Genomic DNA, 17,724 nt, shown 5'->3' on the forward strand with positions numbered 1-17,724 from the left:
TGCTGGCCCGCAAAATCGGTATCATGCGTCGCGCCGCCACCGGCCTGCGGCGCTGCACCCCAGCCTGTTGAGAAACAGCCGCGAGACAGCGGCGAGGAGAGGACATTTGAAGTCAGACGAGTCCGTACTGGACGATGCGCCCCAGAACGAAAAGCGCTCCGGCACCATCCAGTCGGTGGCCATTGCCACGCGCTTTCTCAAGGTGCTGGCCAGTGCCGAGCGCGAACTGGCCCTTGGCGAAGTCGCCCGGCTTACCGGCACCGGTGGCTCCAGCGCGCACCGTTACCTGCAGAGCCTGGTGAAGGAAGGGCTGGCCCGGCAGGACCCGGCCACCGGCCTTTACGACCTCGGCCCGGCGGCGCTGAGCATCGGCATTGCCGCGCTCAAGCGTGTGGATGCGGTGGAAATCGCTGCGCAACACATGAAGGCCCTGGCTCATCATCAGGCGGCCAGCGGCGGGGTGGCGATCTGGACCGAGCGTGGTCCGACCCTGGTGCGCTGGTACCGCAGCGCGTATTTCTCGGTGAACCCGCTGGCGCTGGGTGACATACTGCCGCTGGACAACACCGCGTGCGGCCTGGTGTTCCAGGCGTTCCTGCCCAAATCCACCATCGACGCTGCGCGCAAGCAGCAGCCCGCGCATTTTCGCGGCACGCCGCCGAGCAAGGCCGTGCTGGATGAAGTGCGCGACAGTCGCTGGGCCGAGCTGACCAGCCATTTGCTGTCCAACGTCACCGGCCAGGCCGCGCCGGTGTTCGATGCGCAGGGCGAGATCGTGTGCTGCATGACCACCGTGACCGACCTCGGCCGGCTGAATTCGCCGGAAGACCGGGATGCGTTGTTTCGCGAGGCGAAGCGGGTGAACCAGTCCACGGGTGGGCAGGCTTGGGAGGGGTGATTGAGAGATATGGCCGGATGGAATGACGTTGTTGTTGGGGGCTCTACCCCCGCAACACCCGGCCCTTGGGCACCAGCAACGGTGTACCCGTTACCGGATCGGCAATGATCAGAGACGCCAGACCGAACACCCGCTCCACCAGTTCCTCGGTGAAGATCTCCGCCGGGGCGCCGCTGGCGACGATCGCGCCGTCCTTCATCGCCACGAGGTGCGAGGCATAGCGGCAGGCCTGGTTGAGGTCATGCAGCACCGCGACGACGGTGCGACCCTGGCGGTTGAGGTCCGCCAGCAGGTCGAGCAGTTCGACCTGATGAGCGATATCCAGGTAGGTGGTCGGCTCGTCCAGCAGCAGGATCGGCGTCTGTTGCGCCAGCACCATGGCAATCCACACCCGCTGGCGCTGACCACCGGACAATTCGTTCAACGCACGTTCGGCCAGCTCGCTGACGCCGGTCGCCGCCATCGCTTCCTTTACCGCCTGTTCATCCGCTTTCGACCACTGCCGCAAGAACGACTGATGCGGATAGCGCCCACGTGCCACCAGGTCAGCCACGGTGATGCCGTCCGGCGAGGTGGCACTCTGCGGCAGCAGGCCGAGGCAACGGGCGACTTCGCGAGCGGGAAACTCGCCGATCGGGCGCTGGTCCAGCAGCACCTGGCCGGCAGCCGGAGCCAGCAGGCGGGAGAGGGCGCGTAACAGGGTAGATTTGCCGCAGGCATTGGGGCCGACGATAACGGTGAAGGAACCGTCTGGAATGCGCAGCGAAAGGTCCGTGGAAATGGTGCGCTGTTCGTAGCGCAACGTCAGCGCATCGGCCTGCAGGCGGTGCGTCATGGGGGCGGGTTCCTCGGCAATGATGGCGCGGCAGTATTGCATGTGCGGAATTTATTCCGCAATATGGAATGCGAAACGATCTCAAATCGTATCACTTCGCATTCCATCTGCCGATATCGACCTCACCATGACGACTTCTTCGCTGTTGCGCCTCGCCGGCGCCACCACCCTGGCCCTGCTGGCGGGTTTCGCCCAGGCCGCGGACACCCCGTCCAAACGCATCGTCTCCACCACGCCCAGCGTGACCGGCATTCTGCTGGCCATGGATGCGCCGCTGGTGGCCAGTGCTGCCACCACGCCGAGTCGGCTGTCCGACGGCAAGGGTTTCTTCACCCAGTGGGCTGACGTCGCCGATCAGCGCGGCGTGCAGGTGCTGTACAAGAACCTGGTGTTCGACATCGAGTCGGTGATCGGCCAGGACCCGGACCTGCTGGTGATTTCCGCCACCGGCGCCGACAGCGTGATCCAGCACAAGGCCGAGCTGGAAGCCCAGGGCGTGAAGACGCTGGTGGTCAACTACTCGAACCAGAGCTGGCAGCAGATCGCCACCGAACTGGGTCGCCAGACCGGACTGGAAACCCAGGCCGCCGCCGCGATCAAGCGCTTCGACGACTACACCGCCGACGTCGGCGCGCAGCTCAAGGTGCCGGCCGGCAGTGTCAGTGTGGTGGGTTACAACATCGGCGGCAGTTATTCCATCGCCCGCGAGAACAGCCCGCAGGCGCGGGTGATTGAGGCGCTCGGCTTCAAGGTGGCAGGGCTGCCGACGGTGCTGGAGTCGCAGGTCAAGCGCAGTTCCGACGTGGCCTTTATTTCCCGCGAGAACCTGTCGGCGGCGATCACCGGCGACAGCGTGTTCCTGCTCAGCGCCACCGACGCCGATGTTCAGGCGTTCCTTGCCGATCCGGTGCTGGCCAACCTGCCGGCGGTGATCAACAAACGGGTGTATCCGCTGGGGCCCAGCTCGTTCCGTATCGACTACTACTCAGGACGGGAAATGATCGACGCCGTGGCGCGGAATTTCCGTTAAGTGGCCGTCGGTTTTTCTTCGTGTGCGCCGCTGACGCTGATGGAGCGTCGGCGGCGTAGACGTTTGCAGGGGCTGGTGTTTGGCCTGACGTTGCTTGCGCTGGCGGTGGTGCTGAGCCTGACGGTGGGTTCGCGCACCGTGCCGCCCGCCGACGTGCTGCAAGCCCTGCGTGCTTATGACCGGCATAACGACCTGCACCTGATCGTGCGCGAGATGCGTATTCCGCGCACCCTGGTGGCGATCCTCGCCGGGCTGGCGCTGGGGCTGGCCGGGGCGATCATGCAGGCGGTGACGCGCAATCCGCTGGCCGAACCCGGTCTGCTCGGCATCAATGCCGGCGCCGCCCTCGCAGTGATCGGCGCCGCTGCAGCCTTCGGCATGGCGAACATGGCCAGTTATGTCTGGTTCGCCTTTCTTGGCGCCGGGCTGGCTGGCGCTGTGGTGTTCATGCTCGGCCAGGCCCACGAAACCACCACCAACCCGGTGCGTCTGGTGCTGGCCGGGGCAGGGCTGTCGGTGCTGTTGGCGTCAGTGACCGGGGTCATCATCCTCAACGCCCCGGCGGATGTGTTCGACCAGTTCCGCCACTGGGCTTCCGGCTCCATCGAGCGCGCGGGTTTTGAGGCCGTGGCGGTGCTGCTGGTGGCGGTGCCGCTGGGTGCACTGGCAACCTTCGCCATCGTTGGCAGCCTCAATGTCCTGGCCTTGGGCAATGACCTTGGCCAGGCACTGGGTGCCAGTGTACGCGGCACCTGGCTGCTGGCGTGCCTGGCGGTGATGCTGCTGGCCGGCGCGGCCACTGCCGGCGCCGGGCCGATCGCCTTCGTCGGGCTGGTGGCGCCGCACCTGGCGCGGCTGCTGGTGGGGCCGGATTACCGCTGGCTGCTGCCTTACTCGGCGCTGTTCGCCGCGATCCTGTTATTGACCGCCGACGTGCTCGGGCGAGTAGTGGGCGGCAACGCGGAGATCGCCGCCGGGGTCATCGCCGCCTTACTGGGCGGTCCGTTCTTTATCGCCGTGGTGCGTAAATACCGGTTGAACACGTTATGAGCAAAAGCGCTTCGGTCCTCCGCCTCGGCGGCTGTTCCTTTCTCTGGCGCCCGCGGGTGGCGCTGGTTTGTTTGCTGCTGGTGGCAACCGCGCTGGCGCTGGGCATCTTGCTGCTGGGCATTGGCAGTCTGCAACTGACGCCGGCGCAGGTGGTCGCCGGCCTGTTCGGCACGGCGGACGATCCCACCTTGCAGCGGGTGATCACCCGCGTGCGCCTGCCACGGGTGCTGACCGCCTTGCTGGTCGGCGCGTCGCTGGGCATGGCTGGCTCGATCTTCCAGTCGCTGTCGCGCAACGCCCTCGGCTCGCCGGACATCATCGGCTTCACCACCGGCGCGGCCAGCGGCGCGATTGTCCAGATCATCCTGTTCGATGCCGGTCCGCTCGGCACCTCCGTTGCGGCGGTCGCGTCTGGCATGGCCACGGCGGCGCTGGTGTTCCTGCTGTCGATGAAAGGGCGCAGCACTGGCGGTTATCGGCTGGTGCTGGTGGGTATCGGCATCGGCGCCATGCTCTCGGCGCTCAATACCATCCTGCTGGTGACCGGCAACCTCGACCAGGTGATGATCGCGCAACTGTGGCTGGCCGGCTCGCTCAACACCCGCACCTGGTCCCATGTGCTGCCGGCGGCGTTGGGCTTGTTGTTGATCGTGCCGGTGGCGCTGTACCAGGCGCGGCGGGTGAACTTGCTGGAAATGGGCGACGACAGCGCCAGCCAGCTTGGGATCGCGGTGGAGCGCACGCGCTTGTTGATGATGCTGGCGGCGGTGGCGCTGACCGCCATCGCCACCGCCGCGGCCGGGCCGATCGCCTTCATCGCCCTGGCCGCGCCGCAACTGGCGCGGCGCCTGACCGGCAGCGCCGGCGTGCCGCTGGTGTCCGGGGCGTTGATGGGCGCGGTGCTGTTGCTGGCGGCGGACATGCTTAGCCAACGCTTTCCGCTGTCGCTGAACATGCCGATCGGGTTGACCACGGGGATGCTGGGTGGGGTGTACTTGCTGTGGCTGTTGGCGCGGAATCGGCGGATGTGAAGGGTGGGCCTTATCGCGAGCAAGCTCGCTCCTACAGACAGCGCCCCACCTGTAGGAGCGAGCTTGCTCGCGATGAGGCCCGTACCGTCACAACGACTTCAGAAACCCCAACAACGCCCCCCGATCCTCAGCCGACAACGCCGCAAACCGCTGCCGCGCCACCGCCGCTTCGCCGCCATGCCACAACACCGCTTCGGTCAGGTTGCGGGCGCGGCCGTCGTGCAGGTAGCCGGCGCCGGGGTTGATCTGTTCGATCAGGCCCACGCCCCACAACGGCGGCGTGCGCCATTCCCGGCCGCTGGCGAGGTAGTCTTCGCGGCCATCGGCCAGGCCTTCGCCCATGTCGTGCAACAGCAGGTCGGTGTAGGGCTCGATCTTGCGCCCGGACAACGCCTTGTAGTCCGGGTGCACCCCGGTGGTCAGTTGCGGCCGATGGCAGAGGGTGCAACCGGCCTCGGCGAACAGCCGTTCGCCGCGTTTCACCGCCGGCGTATCGCGGTCACGCCGAGGCGGCGGCGCCAGATGGGACAGGTAGAAATGCAGCTCGCTCAGTTGCATCCCGTCCACCTCCGGCTGCCCGCCACTGACGGCCTGCTTGCACGCACTTTGCTGCGGGGCGCAGTTTTCCTGCGGGTACAGCGACGTGGTCAGGCCCATGTCGCCATGCAGGGCGCTGGCGATCTGCTGGTTGAGGCTCGGCTGGTTGGCCTTGAGGCCGAAGCGCCCGACTTCCAGGCGCTGGCGCTCGACGCTCCAGACCTTGTTGACCCGCCCGCGCACGCCATCCGGTTTGCTCTCGTCGGCCATGCGTTGCAGGGTGGTGGTGCTGACTGTTTCCAGCAGGCCAAGGCCGAACACTGGCGTGCCAACCCGCGCCGACGTGTGGATATCGCCTAGCGGCCCGTAGGCCAGTTCGCTGAATTTCAGTTGCGGCCGGCGCAGGCTGACGGTCTCACCAGCAGACAGCGTGAGTTGTTTTTCCTGCCATAGAATCTGCGCCCGACCTTCGCCGCGCACGCCGGGAATGCCCAGCTCGTTGAGCTGGTCGCCATAGGCCGGATGCGGCTGCGGTCCGCCGTGGGCATCGCGCCCCGGCAACGACAGGCGGACCAGCATGGTGCGCATTGGCGAATGTTCATTGATCGGTGCCTGGCCACGGCCGTTTTTCGGGTGGCAGGCAATGCAGGTGATGCGGTTGTACAGCGGGCCGAGGCCGTCCACCGCCTCATCCCGCGACGGGGCGACGACCCAGGCCTGGCGAAACAGCCCGCGTCCGCGGAAGAACCGTTCCAGTTGCGCCTCGTCGTCCATCCCCGCCAAGGGCTGGGCGAAGGCCTCGCGGTCGGCCTCGGCGCTGGCGGAAAAACTCGCCAGCGCCGCGACTACCGCCACTAACCAAACGCGCATTACAGGCCCATCTCGTCAAGCTGTCGCGCCGCCTCGGCATGCCGGGTGGCGCTGTAGAACTGCCAGGCGATTTCGCGCTTGCCGAGTTCGTCCTGGTCGGTGACGGGCTGTTGCTCCATGCCGCTGTCCTGGCGCTGGCCGAACAGGCTGAGCAGGTCCGCCGCGGCGGCCTGTTCAGCGCTGATCGGTGGCACCGTGAGGTACGCCCGCACCGCGCTCAGATCGCGGCCCGCCGCTTCACCGGCATGCACCCGCGCCCACAAGGCCGTGAGGCGCTCATGGGGTTGGCTGAGCCATTGCGCGAACAGCGAGGTGATCAACGACAGGCGCTCGCGGGACATCTTGTCGCCGTATTGGTAGGCGCCGTCGCGCGCCGCCGCGAACGGGTCGTGATAACCCGCTGGCAGTTCGGCGTAGACGCTCGGGCGCACCGGCAGCTTGCGGATGTCCGGGTCGGCCAGCAGTTTCTGCCCGGCGTCGGACAACACGAAACGCACGAACGCCCGCGCCCCTTCGACGTCCTTCGCACTGCGGGTAATCGCAATGTGCGCCGGGTTGAGCCCGCCGTGGGCCGGGTAGACGAAGTCCACCGGCTGGCCGTTGCTCACCGCCGAAGCGACGAAGAAGTCGATCGACAAACCCACCGCCGAGCGTCCGCTGGCCACCTCGTCGCTGACCAGGGTGCCGCCGCGACTGACCAGCCGCGACTGCCCGGCAATCTCGCTCCACAACGCCCAGCCCCGTTCCCAGCCGTAGGCTTGCAGGACGATGTCGAGCAACACCGGGGCGAAACCGACACGCGCCGGGTCCGGCAGGGCAATGCGTCCGCGCAGCCGGGCGTCGAGCAGGTCAGGCCAGTCCTTCGGCGGCGCCACGCCCAGTTCGGCGAGCACCTTCGGGTTGGTGGCGAAGCCGTAGCCGGCCAGTTCCGTGGCCTGGTAACGGCCGTCGCGGTCGCGCAGGGCGGTGCCGCCGATCCGTTCCGGCAGCCCTTGCAGATCGACACCCAGCGGCTGCCAACTGTCGTCCCTGGCCAGCCGGGCGAAATTGCCCGGCGACGGCGCCCAGTAGACATCGACCCCGCCCTGGTCCGCCTGGCGCAGGAAGGGCAGGGCATCGAAGCCCTGGCGCCAGAGGATCTGCAGGCGGTAATCGGGGTTGGCCTGTTCGAAGGCTTCCTCGAAGCGGGTCATCATCTCTTCCGGGTAGCTGGTCATCACCACCACCGGCTTCGGCGCGGCCAGCGCGCTGGTCGAACCGAGCGCCAGGGCCAGCAGCCACGCCTTACAGCGGAACATTGAACTGCACGAAGTAGTTACGGCCAATTTCCGGGTATCCCTCGCTGTATTCATAGAGGCGGTCGAACAGGTTGCGCACGCCGGCTTCCACCAGCACGTCGTTGCTGAAGCGGTAGCCGGACTTGAAGTTGTACACCGCGTAGCCGCCGGACATCTGGCTGCCATCGGACACGTTGTAGCGACGCGACGCGGCTTCGGCGCTGCCGGTCAGGCGCAAGGCATCCAGGTTCCAGGTGGCCGAGGCGAACAGGTTGTGGCGCGGTGTGTCGATCGGGTGCAGCTCGGGATTACTGCGGTTTTCGCGGTCGAGGAAGGTGTAGCTGGCGCCCAGCTCCCAGTCGCCCAGATCACCTTTCAGGCCCAGTTCGAAGCCCTGGTTACGCGCCTTGGCGATGTTCTGGTATTGCCCGCACGGCGCCGCGCAATTGAGTTGCGCCGGCACGGTGACCTGCTGGATGGAGTCCTCGATATTGGCCACGAACAACGCTGCATCCAGGCTCCACTGTGATGTCAGCGCGCCACTGTAGCCCAACTCGTAATGGGTGGCACGTTCGGACTTCAGGTCCGGGCTCGGGATCACCGTGCCGAAGCGCGTGGAGTAGCGGTCCTTGATGGTGGCGAAGCGGCTCTTGCGCGACACGGTCAGGCGCACCTGGCCGTTGTGGTCGATGTCCAGCAACGGGCCGGTGTTCATGAACAGGCCGAGCTGGCTGTTGACCGCGTCGTCGCTGCCGGTGGGTTCGTCGTACAGGGTCTTGACCCGTGTCGAGGCCGGGTTGGTGCCGAAGTTCTCGGCGTCCAGGCTCTTGCGGTAGTTGTACGAGACGCCGCCGACCACGCTGAAGATGTCGTTCAGGCGCAGGGTGTCTTCCAGGGCGATGGATTGGGTCTGGTCGCGGAAGTTTGTCTGCGGGTCGCTGCCGTCGCGGGAGCGGTGCACGTCTTCCTTGAAGTGGTACGCCACGCCCAGGCGGTTGCCCTCGGTGATCGCCAGGTCGCCTTCGACCGAGAAGCCGGTGGATTCGTCGTCGTACTTGCTCGGGAAGCCCGACTGCAGCGTGCCGGGGATGCCGTTGTTGTAGTTGAAGCTTTCCAGCGAGTTCTTGAAGGTGTCGTGGTAGATACGGGTCTTCAGGCCGTGCTCGCCGAAGCGGGTGTTGGTGGCCAGGAACAGGCTGGTCTTGTCCCACGTCGGCCATTCCCACCAGCGCTTGCGCTGGCCGGTGGCGGGCAGGTCGCCGGCGTAGGGCGGCTGGCCCTTGCGGCCTTCCTGCTGGACGTAGCCGAGCACGTATTCGTCGGTTTCGTTGGGGGTGAAGCCGAGCTTGAAGCTGAACTTGCCGTCGCGCTTGTCGCTGTTCTCGCGGCGTCCGTTGCCTTGCTGGTTGTTGGTCGGCTCGAAGTCGTCCGGCAGCAGGGTGTAGTCGTAATCGACGTAGGAAACGCCGCCTTGCATCCACCAGTTGCCCTGGTTGGAGCCGACGTTGGCGTAGCTGCGGTAGGCGTTGACGTTGCCGTGGTCGGTCAGCTCCAGGCCGCCGCCGACTTCACCTTCGAAGGCCTCGGTAGGACGCCGGGTCACCAGGTTGATCGCCCCGCCCAGGGTATTCGGCCCGTACAGCAGCGACGCGAAGCCCTTCGCCACCTCGATGCGCGACAGGTCGTAGGTGGTGAAACGGCCCAGGTCGATGTTGCCGTCATACGGCACGTAGGTCGGGATGCCGTCGATAAACACCGGCACCTGCAACCGGTCGAAACCGCGCACGTACACCACCTGCTCGGCGCGGCCGCCGATGTAGCTCTGGTTCACGCCGGGGGCGAGGGCCAGGGCGCGGTCCACGGTTTCGCGGTCGTGCAGGCGCATGTCCTGCAACTCGACCACGGTGCTGCCGGTGGCGAGTTTCTCGTCCTGCGGGGCGGAAATCTGGATTTCACCGAGGCTGAAGGGCTTGCTGGTTTCGGCGGCGATAACGTACTGAGCGTTGATGGCGGCAATGGCCACGACCAGGGCGCGAGGGGTGAACGACTTCATGACTGCTCCATGTTATGGAGGCTGGCGTGTTGTTTCACGCGCCAAAGAGCGCCACAAAACCGCGACCCAGCCTCATCGTTATATATTCTTGTATACAGCGACACCCGTAAAAAGACCCGAAACCTCCCTCCCCGGAGAGCTCGAATCCTGGCGACCGAACGGATATCTGACCCGGAGGACAACCCGGCCGGAGCGAATACTAGCGTTGCCGGCTGCCTGCTGACAACGCTGTATATCAAAATGCATAACGATATTGCCGTAATGGCACTGTCGATGCTCGCGTCATCCTGCGCGTTTCGTGCCCTGTTAGCCCGAAGCATTCGGTAACATGCAGCCTTTCAACCGTTCACGAGCCGGAAAAATGGATCTTCACTCGATACTCGCCTTCACCTTGGTCGCCGCGATCGCCATCGCCAGCCCCGGGCCGGCGACCTTGATGGCCATCAACAACAGCCTGGCCCACGGCCAGCGTAGCGCCGTGTGGTCGTCCCTCGGCAATGCGAGCGGCCTGTTCTGCCTGTCGGCGGCGGCGATGCTCGGCTTGGGCGCGCTGCTGCTCAGTTCGGAATGGCTGTTCAACGCCGTGAAAATCCTCGGTGCCGGCTACCTGTTCTACCTGGGCGCCAAGCAACTGCTGAACAAGCGCCCGATGCTCGCCGACGGCATCGAAGAGGGCGCCGAGAAGGTCCGGCCCACCCGCCTCAAACTGTACAAATCGGCTTTTTTGACTGCGGTCACCAACCCCAAGGCGACGATGTTCTTCACTGCGCTGTTTCCGCAATTCATCGACCAGAGCGCGGCGCTGCTGCCGCAGTTCTTCATCCTGACCGGCATCTTCATGACGTTGTCGGTGACGTCGTTGAGCCTTTACGCCGCGCTCGCCTCGCGGGCCAAGGGTGTGCTGACCCGGCCCTCGCTGTCGCGTTGGGTGAGCCGGGTGGTGGGCACGACGTTCATTGGCTTTGGTGCGGCGATTCTGACGTTGCGGCGGCAGGGGGCGTAAGGCTGCGATAAAGGGGCCGCGAGCGCGGCCCCTTTACGGTCCATCACCTCACCTGCGGCCTTTCGACCCGGCCCAGCAACGACTCCACCAGCGCCTCGCAAATCTCCAGCGAATGACACGTCGCCCACGCCACCCTGTCGAGCGGCGGGGTGTCGATCATCTCGCAGAGCTGGGCATTGGTTTCGAAGGCTGACCTCAAGGTCGTGGACAGATGCACCAGGGCATCTTCGATATCGACACCTTCGCACACGGCAAACAACGCCTGATGGCTGTCATTGCAGGTGCTGAAACGGGTGTGGGCAGTGGTGAGGCGAGGGGCGGGTGGATCGGGGACGATCTTGATCATTGCGGTGCTCCAAGTTCAGTGGCGCCGCCACGCATACGTGACCAAACGATGGGTGGCGGCTGTACGCAGGTTGGTCAACCGGGGAACTTGGAACCCGGCGCACACGAAGGTGCCCCACGCACAACCGCCATAACACGGAACAGCAGCCATTACTTGCTGCTGAATCGGATGCGGACGCCTGAGCGTTAAGTTCCAGACAGGTGACCAAACCTGCTCGCTGATGTGCAGCGACCGGCGAAGCGTAGGCACTGATGCCGTGGGAAACAACCGCTCAGGAGGCGCGGCAGTATGATTCGGAAATTGCCTACGGGAAAGTCGTACATCAAAGGGATTTCGTAGCTTTTTGCGTCATCGTTCAAGCGAGTTCAACCGCCCGGACTGGCCGCCGACCCTGCCAACAAACCACCGTCGATATTCACTTCCGTCCCCGTCATATACGCCGCCTCATCCGACGCCAGCATCAGCGCCACCGCCGCTACTTCCTCGACCGTGCCGAAGCGCTTGAGCGGCGTGTCCGCGACCAAGGCAGCCATCCGCGTATCGCGATCAGGGCCGTCGCCGAGCATGGCTTCCCACATCGGCGTCAGAATTGCCCCCGGATGAATCGAGTTGCAGCGAATCCGCCAGCCTTGCTGCGCGCAATAAAGCGCCACTGTCTTGGTGTGATTACGGATCGCCGCCTTCGACGACGCATAGGCCGCCGCCCCTGGAATCCCCACCAGCCCGGATCGCGAAGAAATATTGATGATCGAGCCCGCGCCGTGCCCCTTCATTGCGCCGATTGCATAGCGACAACCGAGAAAGGTGCCATCGAGATTGACCCGATGCACCGCACGCCAATCCTCCAGACTCGCGTGCTCGGGATCGTGGGCCACCACACCCGCCTCGAACCCCGTGATGCCGGCGTTGTTCACCAGCACATCCAGTGTCGGCACCTGCTGCGCCAAGCGGAGCCAGTCGGTTTCGTCAGCGACATCGAGCTTGATGAACTGCGCGCTGATTTCACGGGCGATGGCGGCACCGTTCGCCTCGTCGATATCGGTCACGATGACGTGACCGCCTTCTTCCTGGAAACGGATGGCGATGGCCCGCCCGATGCCCCGTGCGGCGCCGGTGATCAGGCAGGTTTTTCCCTTTAGTCTGTCCATAGTTACTCCGGCTGAGGGTGGTTTTTTTGCGTGGCGTATCAGCGCTTGGCGGCCTGAACTACATGTGGCTATGAAGTTGGGCGTCTGGAGAAATTCCTTGGTGGAGAGATTCTAGTAGGCGCTTCTAGTGTTGTAGAACGTATTGCCTAGATCATGTGCAACGGCCCTGATTCTCAATGATCAGGGTTTCTTCTGCTCTGCGATTTTCGACCTCCGCTTTCAAAGCTTTTGCTCTGCCAAGCAGTTTTTCCCATTCGCGCACGATCTCTATATATTCAACCTGCTCTGATGGTGTTAACGCATTTTCTAAGATTGCAGGGCGATAGTTGAACCGATTTATATGCTCTTCGATTTTTGCAATGCGCATAACCGCATAGTCAGGATAGCGAGCGGTTAGAAAATTTTTCCAATCTCGGTTTCCCCTGGAGTCATTGCAGGTCTGGCAAGCAGGAACGGTATTACCGGCGACCAGTTCGCCAAATTCGGTGACGGGTATGAGGTGATCGGCAACAATGCCTCGGTTCTCTGCGCTTGCCTCACTGCCACAATAGGAACAGCGCCCGTCGAACTCTTCGAGGATGCTGATCCAGTCGGCTTTGTTCAAGCGGTGTGATGACGCCACGATTTCTCGCAGACCCCGTCGCACGTTGTAATTCATTCTTGAAAAGTGCCTTGTTCCCTTCATGGATACTCGATTTTTGAAGTTTGCGAGAAGTGCGAATTAGTATTTTTTAGCTGTGGCGCGTTCGATTTCCAATTTCGGTCCACTTTCCATATCGCCCCCCGCTAGTAATGCTCGAGTGCCGTTGCGCTGAATGCGAGCGCTGATGGGAGATTCACCGTCCCCGCTTCCGCGAAACCACCGCCTCAATATTCTTCCGCCCAATCAACTTCGGCTGCTCCAACTCCCCCAACCACTTGTACATCACCAGACAATCCACCAACCCCAACCGCCCATGCCGATACGCTTTCGGCAATCTTCCCACCACCTCGAATCCAAGCTTCTGCCACAGCGCAACCGCGGCGTCATTGGTCGCGACCACGGAATTGAATTGCAGCGCGAGAAACCCCGAGGCGCGGGCCAGTTGTTGGGAGTGTTCGCACATCTGCCGGGCGATGCCGCGGCCGCGGGCGGCTTCGCTGACCATGTAGCCGCAGTTGCCGACATGGTTGCCGGGACCGGCGGCGTTGGCCTTGAGGAAGTAGGCACCGAGCAGTTCGTCGTTTTCTTCGGCAACAAGGGTGTGTTGCGGGACGTCCAGCCAGAGGTTGCGGGCCTGTTCGAGGGTCATGGCCGGGTCGTAGGCGTAGGTCTCCCGGGCGGCGATGATGCTCTGGAAGGTGGGCCAGAAGCGGTCGAAGTCAGCAGCGGTCATCGGGCGGATGTGGAGCATGGTGTTCCTTGGCAGGTGATCGGGCAGTGGGGAGATGCTAGGGTCTGTACGAAATGTATTCGAGCGAAGGCCAGGCAAGGCGAAAACAGGCGAGGAAGCGGAGTTTACTGGTTGTAAATGAGCATTCCGAGCCTGTTTTCAACGCAGCATGGCCGAGTTCGGATGCATTTCGTACAGAGCCTAGCGTTGGGCCGGCACTCATTCAATGTCAGAGAAGGATACTCATGAATTCCATTGTTCTGCGTCCGGCCCAGGCCGGCGACGGCGCCGCGGTGTTCGCGGTGACGCACCAGTCGATCAGCCGCCTCGGCCGCGAGCGTTATTCCAGTGATCAGTTGCTCGGCTGGATGGGCGAGCGCACGCCAGAGGACTACGAACGCTCGATCGCCAAGGGCGGGATGGTGGTGGCCTGTCTCGCGGATCAGGTCGTCGGCTTTGTCGATGCCGAGCCGGGCGAGGTGACGCGGCTGTTTGTGCTGGAACAGGCGGCGGGTCAGCAGTTGGGCAGCCGGTTATTGCAGGTCGGGATCGAGAAGGCGCAGGCGCCGGGGGTGGAGCGGGTGAGGGTGGAGTCGACGCTGAATGCCGAGGGATTTTATCAGCGCCACGGGTTTGTGACGCTCGGCCATGGCGTGTTTTCCCACGGGGTGGGCGGGGCGCCGATCGCGGTGGTGACTATGGAGCGGCCTGTCACCGACTGAGCAGTGGCAGGCCGTGGTGGTGTCGGCTTATTCGCTGGCCTTGCCCACCGCATCCAGCGCGCGGGCGGAATAGACCAGGGCGGCACCTGCGTTCATGGCGACGGCGACGCCCAGCGCTTCGGCGATTTCCTCGCGGGTGGCGCCATGCTTGACCGCCTGCTGCGAGTGCACGGCGATGCAGCCGTCGCAGCGGGTGGTGACGGCCACGGCGAGGGAGATCAGTTCGCGGGTCTTGGCGTCGAGGTGGTTGGTCTTGGCCCCGGCGCCGCTGGCGGTCATGTAGCCGCTGACGGTGTCGGGGGAAAGTTGCTTCAGGTCACCGATGCCGGCCATCAACTGCTTACGGTAGGCATCCCAGTCCATCATGCTCATCTGCTTCACCTTGTGCGTTGCGACAAATTGAACAGTGAAGCTAGTTTTTTCCAGATTGCCTGGCCGCTGGTCGTTGGTCGCAAGCCGTTAGTGCTTTAGGCCAGTACGTTCACCACCGCCAACAGGCTGACCACGGCCAACACCACCGCAATCGCCATGCGCTGGATCCAGCGGCGCTGGAACGCGGCGTCGCCTCCCGCCAGTTGAATGGCCATTTCGATCTTGCCCGGTGAGGCGAGGATGGAGATCGCCGCCGCGACGTTGTGGGTGGCCATGAACAGCAGCAGGTCGGCGCCCAGCGAGCGGGAAATCTCGGCCTGGGTGGCGGCGAACATGGCGTTGGAGCCGCTGCTCGACCCAGTGACGAAACCGCCCAGTGCGCCGACGTAAGGTGATATCGCCAGGTAGCCCGAGCCGATTTCGGCCAGCAGGCGGGCGAGGTGCGCCGCGGTGCCGGTGACCGCCATGACGATGCCCATGAAGATGAACAGCGCGGTCACCGGTGCCACTTGCAGCCAGGCTTTCCACGCGCGGGTCCAGGGCTCGGCGGGCGGACGCCCCGCGCAGAACCACAGTGCGGCGACAAACAGCCAGAGCGCGGGGGAGGCGAGGTAGCGCCATTGCTCCGGCAGGTGGCCGAAACGCATCACCGCGCCCATCACCAGCACGCCGCCCAGCAACAGGCCGTAGGCCTGAAGCGCACGACGGCCGATGGGCAGAAGCGGTTCGCTGTCGGGGCCGCGTCGGCTGCTCCAGAGCAGGTGCAGGCAGATGATCGCCACGCTGCCGAGGGCGCCGGCGGGGGCGGTGCCGAACGCCAGGTTGGACAGCCCGACGACGCTCGCGAAGACCAGGGCCGAGACGCCGGCCAAGGCCAGCGCACGGCCTCGTTCGCCGGGCACGCTGATCAGCCAGGCGGCGACGCCGCCGGTGATGCCGAAGGGGATGATGCTCAGCAGCGCCGAGGCGATGCCCAGTTCATCGAAACCGATGCCGGCCAGGCTGGCGGCGATCATGGTGCCCGGCCCCATCGAACCCCACGGCACCGCGCACAGGCCGAGCAGGCCGATCAACGCCGCCTGGCGCGCCGGCAGGCCCATGAACACCAGCAGCGGAATGCCGATGGTCACGCCGATGCCGAAGCCGGTGACCGATTCTGCGAAGGGTGTGATGCCGTGGACCACCAGCAGCACGGCGGCGACGCCGGTGCCGGCGCGGCCCTTGATCCAGTTGGCCAGCGCCGCCTGCGCGCCGGCATGGCGCAGCACTTCGGACATCAGCAGACCGCCGCCGACGATCAACACGACCTCCGCCACCAACGGCAGCCACTTGAGACTTGCGTAGCCGATTTCCGTTGCGGGCAGTGGAAACGCCATAATCGCCGCAACGAGCGCGGCGACCACCCCCAGCATCGCGGCATGCAAGGAGCGCATGCCGAAGCCGAGGGCCAGGATGGAGGATAAAACGGGGGAGGCTGCGAGAAAGGCGTTCATTTCGACACTCGACGTTTGCGTATGCGCAATTATTATTTGCGTAACGGTAAAATCGCAAGACTAAAAAAAGGCTCAGGATGAAAGACAACAGCGAACAGGCGGAGCAGGGGCAATTTGGCGCGGCGGTGCGCCAGCGGCGGCTGCAGTTGGGCGTCACCCTGGATCAGTTGGCGCAGAGCAGCGGCGTATCGGCGGCGGCGCTGTCGCGGGTAGAGCGAGGGATGCTGAGCCCGAGCCTGCGCAATGCGCTGGCGATTGCGCGGGGGTTGGGTTGCGATCTCTCGGAGTTGATCGAGCAGGACTATGCCGAAGTCACTCGGGCGGGCGAGAACCTGCGCTTTGTCGATGAGGCGACGGGGATTGTCAGGCTGGCGCTGGCACGGCCGAGTGCGGACCTGGAGTTGCTGTCGTACACCGTGCCGCCAGGGGCGTCATCGGCGCGGTTTGCCCCGCACAGGAGCGGCGGGCGGGAGATTTTCCACATTCTCTCGGGAACGCTGGAAGTGAATGCCGGGGATCAGGTGATCGAGTTGCGGGCCGGGGATACCGCGACGGTGCGGGTGGATTGCGAGCACTGGTTCCGCAATGTCGGGGATGAGGATGTGCGGATTGTTTTGACCATCATGAAGTAGCGGACAGTGCAGGAGCCGTCTGGCCGGCTCCTGCAGTGGCAGATCAGATATAGATAAACACCAATGCAATCGCCGCCACCACCGCCCATTTCTCCGCGTAATACCGCGCGCGGTTGCGTTTTTTCAGGGCCTTGCCGCGTTCGCGGATTTTGTAGATGCGGGTGAACAGGCGGTTGATGCCGCCGGTCTTGTCGCCGGCATCGTTCGGTGCGGCAGCGGCGGCCATGACGTTGGTGCTGAACCAGCGGTTGAACGCGGTAGCCCAGCGGTATTTCAGCGGACGCTCGACGTCGCAGAACAGGATCACCCGGTTGTGCTCGGTCTGGTTGGCGGCGTAGTGGATGTAGGTTTCGTCGAAAACCACCGCCTCGCCATCGCGCCAGTGGTAGTTCTCGCCATCGACGCAGATGTAGCAGGCTTCGTCGTTCGGCGTGTCCAGCCCCAGGTGGTAGCGGTACGAACCGGCATACGGGTCGCGGTGGCGTACAAGTTTCGAGCCCGGCGGCAAGGTGGCGAACATGGCGGCCTTGACCGTGCCGATGCTCTGCAGCAATTCGGTGGTGCGCGGACAGAGTTTCATCGCCGAGGGGTGACTCTCGCCGTACCACTTCAGGTAAAAGCGCTTCCAGCCGCTCTTGAAGAATGAGTTGAAGCCGACGTCGTCGTAGTTCTTCGAGCTCTTGATCTCGCCACCGTGCAGCAGTTGCAGGGCTTCTTCGCGGATCGCCTGCCAGTTGTCCTGCAACGGCTTGAGCTCCGGGAAGGATTCGGTCGGCAGGTAGGGCTTGGCCGGCAGTTTCGAGAACAGGTAAAGGAAGGCGTTGACCGGCGCGAGGAAGCTGGAGTGGTCACCCAACTGGCGGCTGATCTTGTGCCGTACGCGGCCGCGGAAGTGGACGTAGGCGATGGAGAGGGCAAACAGCAGGACGATAAATACTTTCATGGGCGTTTACTTGTCGATGTGGCGATGCGCCATGGCATGAGCCCGCCAGCATAAACAATCGGCCCTGGGGTTTGTACAAAATGTTGCGGGGAGTGGGGGAGACATTGGTAT

18 protein-coding genes are annotated in these 17,724 nt (G+C 64.3%); 7 read left to right on the plus strand and 11 right to left on the minus strand.

Annotated elements, in window-relative coordinates:
- Positions 1-127 precede the first annotated feature (127 nt).
- Positions 128-898, plus strand: a complete 771-nt coding sequence (locus tag NTD82_RS24070) for an IclR family transcriptional regulator (RefSeq protein ID WP_262130624.1) — start codon at positions 128-130, stop codon at positions 896-898.
- Positions 899-941: 43 nt separating this feature from the next.
- On the opposite strand, the gene NTD82_RS24075 is transcribed toward NTD82_RS24070, so the two are convergent.
- The gene (locus NTD82_RS24075; RefSeq protein ID WP_262130565.1) at positions 942-1,733 is read right to left on the minus strand and encodes an ABC transporter ATP-binding protein; all 792 of its coding nucleotides are present in this window, start codon (positions 1,731-1,733) and stop codon (positions 942-944) included.
- 127 nt (positions 1,734-1,860) lie between these two features.
- On the opposite strand from NTD82_RS24075, the gene fepB reads away from it, so the two are divergent.
- The 3 genes from fepB to NTD82_RS24090 are packed head-to-tail and all read left to right on the plus strand — an operon-like array spanning position 1,861 to position 4,844.
- Positions 1,861-2,763 (plus strand): Fe2+-enterobactin ABC transporter substrate-binding protein, encoded by a 903-nt coding sequence (gene fepB, locus NTD82_RS24080; protein WP_262130566.1) that lies wholly within the window; start codon positions 1,861-1,863, stop codon positions 2,761-2,763.
- Between the two features lie 39 nt (positions 2,764-2,802).
- Complete coding sequence (locus tag NTD82_RS24085; protein WP_262130625.1) at positions 2,803-3,813, plus strand: FecCD family ABC transporter permease; 1,011 nt, start codon at positions 2,803-2,805, stop codon at positions 3,811-3,813.
- Positions 3,810-4,844: a FecCD family ABC transporter permease gene (locus NTD82_RS24090; RefSeq protein ID WP_262130567.1), complete on the plus strand. Its 1,035-nt coding sequence runs from the start codon at positions 3,810-3,812 to the stop codon at positions 4,842-4,844. The genes NTD82_RS24085 and NTD82_RS24090 overlap by 4 nt, the downstream gene beginning before the upstream one ends.
- Before the next feature lie 87 nt (positions 4,845-4,931).
- Here the strand turns inward: NTD82_RS24090 and NTD82_RS24095 are convergent, their stop codons facing one another.
- The 3 genes from NTD82_RS24095 to NTD82_RS24105 are packed head-to-tail and all read right to left on the minus strand — an operon-like array spanning position 4,932 to position 9,581.
- Entirely contained in the window at positions 4,932-6,251 is a 1,320-nt protein-coding gene (locus NTD82_RS24095; RefSeq protein ID WP_262130568.1) for a di-heme oxidoredictase family protein, read from the minus strand.
- Positions 6,251-7,549, minus strand: coding sequence for an ABC transporter substrate-binding protein (locus NTD82_RS24100; protein ID WP_262130569.1), 1,299 nt, complete (start codon positions 7,547-7,549; stop codon positions 6,251-6,253). Before NTD82_RS24100 ends, NTD82_RS24095 begins: the two co-directional genes overlap by 1 nt.
- Positions 7,536-9,581 (minus strand): TonB-dependent receptor plug domain-containing protein, encoded by a 2,046-nt coding sequence (locus NTD82_RS24105; RefSeq protein WP_262130570.1) that lies wholly within the window; start codon positions 9,579-9,581, stop codon positions 7,536-7,538. The genes NTD82_RS24100 and NTD82_RS24105 overlap by 14 nt, the downstream gene beginning before the upstream one ends.
- A 361-nt stretch (positions 9,582-9,942) precedes the next feature.
- On the opposite strand from NTD82_RS24105, the gene NTD82_RS24110 reads away from it, so the two are divergent.
- Positions 9,943-10,584: a LysE family translocator gene (locus tag NTD82_RS24110; protein WP_262130571.1), complete on the plus strand. Its 642-nt coding sequence runs from the start codon at positions 9,943-9,945 to the stop codon at positions 10,582-10,584.
- 43 nt (positions 10,585-10,627) lie between these two features.
- Here NTD82_RS24110 and NTD82_RS24115 read toward each other — a convergent pair whose 3' ends face one another.
- From NTD82_RS24115 to NTD82_RS24130, 4 genes are all read right to left on the minus strand, one after another.
- Positions 10,628-10,930 (minus strand): DUF3077 domain-containing protein, encoded by a 303-nt coding sequence (locus tag NTD82_RS24115; protein WP_095153683.1) that lies wholly within the window; start codon positions 10,928-10,930, stop codon positions 10,628-10,630.
- Positions 10,931-11,295: 365 nt separating this feature from the next.
- A complete protein-coding gene (locus NTD82_RS24120) occupies positions 11,296-12,078 on the minus strand; it encodes an SDR family NAD(P)-dependent oxidoreductase (protein WP_262130572.1) in 783 nt (260 codons plus the stop codon).
- A 151-nt stretch (positions 12,079-12,229) separates the two neighbouring features.
- Positions 12,230-12,736, minus strand: coding sequence for an HNH endonuclease (locus tag NTD82_RS24125; RefSeq protein ID WP_262130573.1), 507 nt, complete (start codon positions 12,734-12,736; stop codon positions 12,230-12,232).
- A gap of 178 nt (positions 12,737-12,914) precedes the next feature.
- Positions 12,915-13,472: a GNAT family N-acetyltransferase gene (locus tag NTD82_RS24130; protein WP_262130574.1), complete on the minus strand. Its 558-nt coding sequence runs from the start codon at positions 13,470-13,472 to the stop codon at positions 12,915-12,917.
- A 224-nt stretch (positions 13,473-13,696) separates the two neighbouring features.
- On the opposite strand from NTD82_RS24130, the gene NTD82_RS24135 reads away from it, so the two are divergent.
- On the plus strand, positions 13,697-14,173 hold the full coding sequence (locus NTD82_RS24135; protein ID WP_262130575.1) for a GNAT family N-acetyltransferase: 477 nt from the start codon (positions 13,697-13,699) through the stop codon (positions 14,171-14,173).
- 27 nt (positions 14,174-14,200) lie between these two features.
- On the opposite strand, the gene NTD82_RS24140 is transcribed toward NTD82_RS24135, so the two are convergent.
- Together NTD82_RS24140 and NTD82_RS24145 are read right to left on the minus strand one after the other, a co-directional pair.
- Complete coding sequence (locus NTD82_RS24140) at positions 14,201-14,545, minus strand: carboxymuconolactone decarboxylase family protein (protein ID WP_095153678.1); 345 nt, start codon at positions 14,543-14,545, stop codon at positions 14,201-14,203.
- A 95-nt stretch (positions 14,546-14,640) separates the two neighbouring features.
- The gene (locus tag NTD82_RS24145) at positions 14,641-16,038 is read right to left on the minus strand and encodes an L-lactate permease (RefSeq protein ID WP_262130576.1); all 1,398 of its coding nucleotides are present in this window, start codon (positions 16,036-16,038) and stop codon (positions 14,641-14,643) included.
- A gap of 77 nt (positions 16,039-16,115) precedes the next feature.
- Between NTD82_RS24145 and NTD82_RS24150 the strand changes: the two genes are divergently transcribed.
- Positions 16,116-16,670, plus strand: a complete 555-nt coding sequence (locus NTD82_RS24150) for a helix-turn-helix domain-containing protein (RefSeq protein ID WP_095153676.1) — start codon at positions 16,116-16,118, stop codon at positions 16,668-16,670.
- A gap of 43 nt (positions 16,671-16,713) precedes the next feature.
- Here the strand turns inward: NTD82_RS24150 and lpxO are convergent, their stop codons facing one another.
- Complete coding sequence (lpxO, locus tag NTD82_RS24155; RefSeq protein ID WP_095153675.1) at positions 16,714-17,613, minus strand: lipid A hydroxylase LpxO; 900 nt, start codon at positions 17,611-17,613, stop codon at positions 16,714-16,716.
- Positions 17,614-17,724 lie beyond the last annotated feature (111 nt).

Origin of the sequence: Pseudomonas sp. 5P_5.1_Bac1 (assembly GCF_025466015.1) — a bacterium.
Lineage (GTDB): Bacteria > Pseudomonadota > Gammaproteobacteria > Pseudomonadales > Pseudomonadaceae > Aquipseudomonas.

Coding starts and splice junctions, on each gene's coding strand:
- NTD82_RS24075 (WP_262130565.1), bottom strand. CDS start 1,733: ATGACGCACCGCCTGCAGGCCGATGCGCTGACGTTGCGCTACGAACAG.
- fepB (WP_262130566.1), top strand. CDS start 1,861: ATGACGACTTCTTCGCTGTTGCGCCTCGCCGGCGCCACCACCCTGGCC.
- NTD82_RS24085 (WP_262130625.1), top strand. CDS start 2,803: ATGGAGCGTCGGCGGCGTAGACGTTTGCAGGGGCTGGTGTTTGGCCTG.
- NTD82_RS24090 (WP_262130567.1), top strand. CDS start 3,810: ATGAGCAAAAGCGCTTCGGTCCTCCGCCTCGGCGGCTGTTCCTTTCTC.
- NTD82_RS24095 (WP_262130568.1), bottom strand. CDS start 6,251: ATGCGCGTTTGGTTAGTGGCGGTAGTCGCGGCGCTGGCGAGTTTTTCC.
- NTD82_RS24100 (WP_262130569.1), bottom strand. CDS start 7,549: ATGTTCCGCTGTAAGGCGTGGCTGCTGGCCCTGGCGCTCGGTTCGACC.
- NTD82_RS24105 (WP_262130570.1), bottom strand. CDS start 9,581: ATGAAGTCGTTCACCCCTCGCGCCCTGGTCGTGGCCATTGCCGCCATC.
- NTD82_RS24110 (WP_262130571.1), top strand. CDS start 9,943: ATGGATCTTCACTCGATACTCGCCTTCACCTTGGTCGCCGCGATCGCC.
- NTD82_RS24115 (WP_095153683.1), bottom strand. CDS start 10,930: ATGATCAAGATCGTCCCCGATCCACCCGCCCCTCGCCTCACCACTGCC.
- NTD82_RS24120 (WP_262130572.1), bottom strand. CDS start 12,078: ATGGACAGACTAAAGGGAAAAACCTGCCTGATCACCGGCGCCGCACGG.
- NTD82_RS24125 (WP_262130573.1), bottom strand. CDS start 12,736: ATGAATTACAACGTGCGACGGGGTCTGCGAGAAATCGTGGCGTCATCA.
- NTD82_RS24130 (WP_262130574.1), bottom strand. CDS start 13,472: ATGCTCCACATCCGCCCGATGACCGCTGCTGACTTCGACCGCTTCTGG.
- NTD82_RS24135 (WP_262130575.1), top strand. CDS start 13,697: ATGAATTCCATTGTTCTGCGTCCGGCCCAGGCCGGCGACGGCGCCGCG.
- NTD82_RS24140 (WP_095153678.1), bottom strand. CDS start 14,545: ATGAGCATGATGGACTGGGATGCCTACCGTAAGCAGTTGATGGCCGGC.
- NTD82_RS24145 (WP_262130576.1), bottom strand. CDS start 16,038: ATGAACGCCTTTCTCGCAGCCTCCCCCGTTTTATCCTCCATCCTGGCC.
- NTD82_RS24150 (WP_095153676.1), top strand. CDS start 16,116: ATGAAAGACAACAGCGAACAGGCGGAGCAGGGGCAATTTGGCGCGGCG.
- lpxO (WP_095153675.1), bottom strand. CDS start 17,613: ATGAAAGTATTTATCGTCCTGCTGTTTGCCCTCTCCATCGCCTACGTC.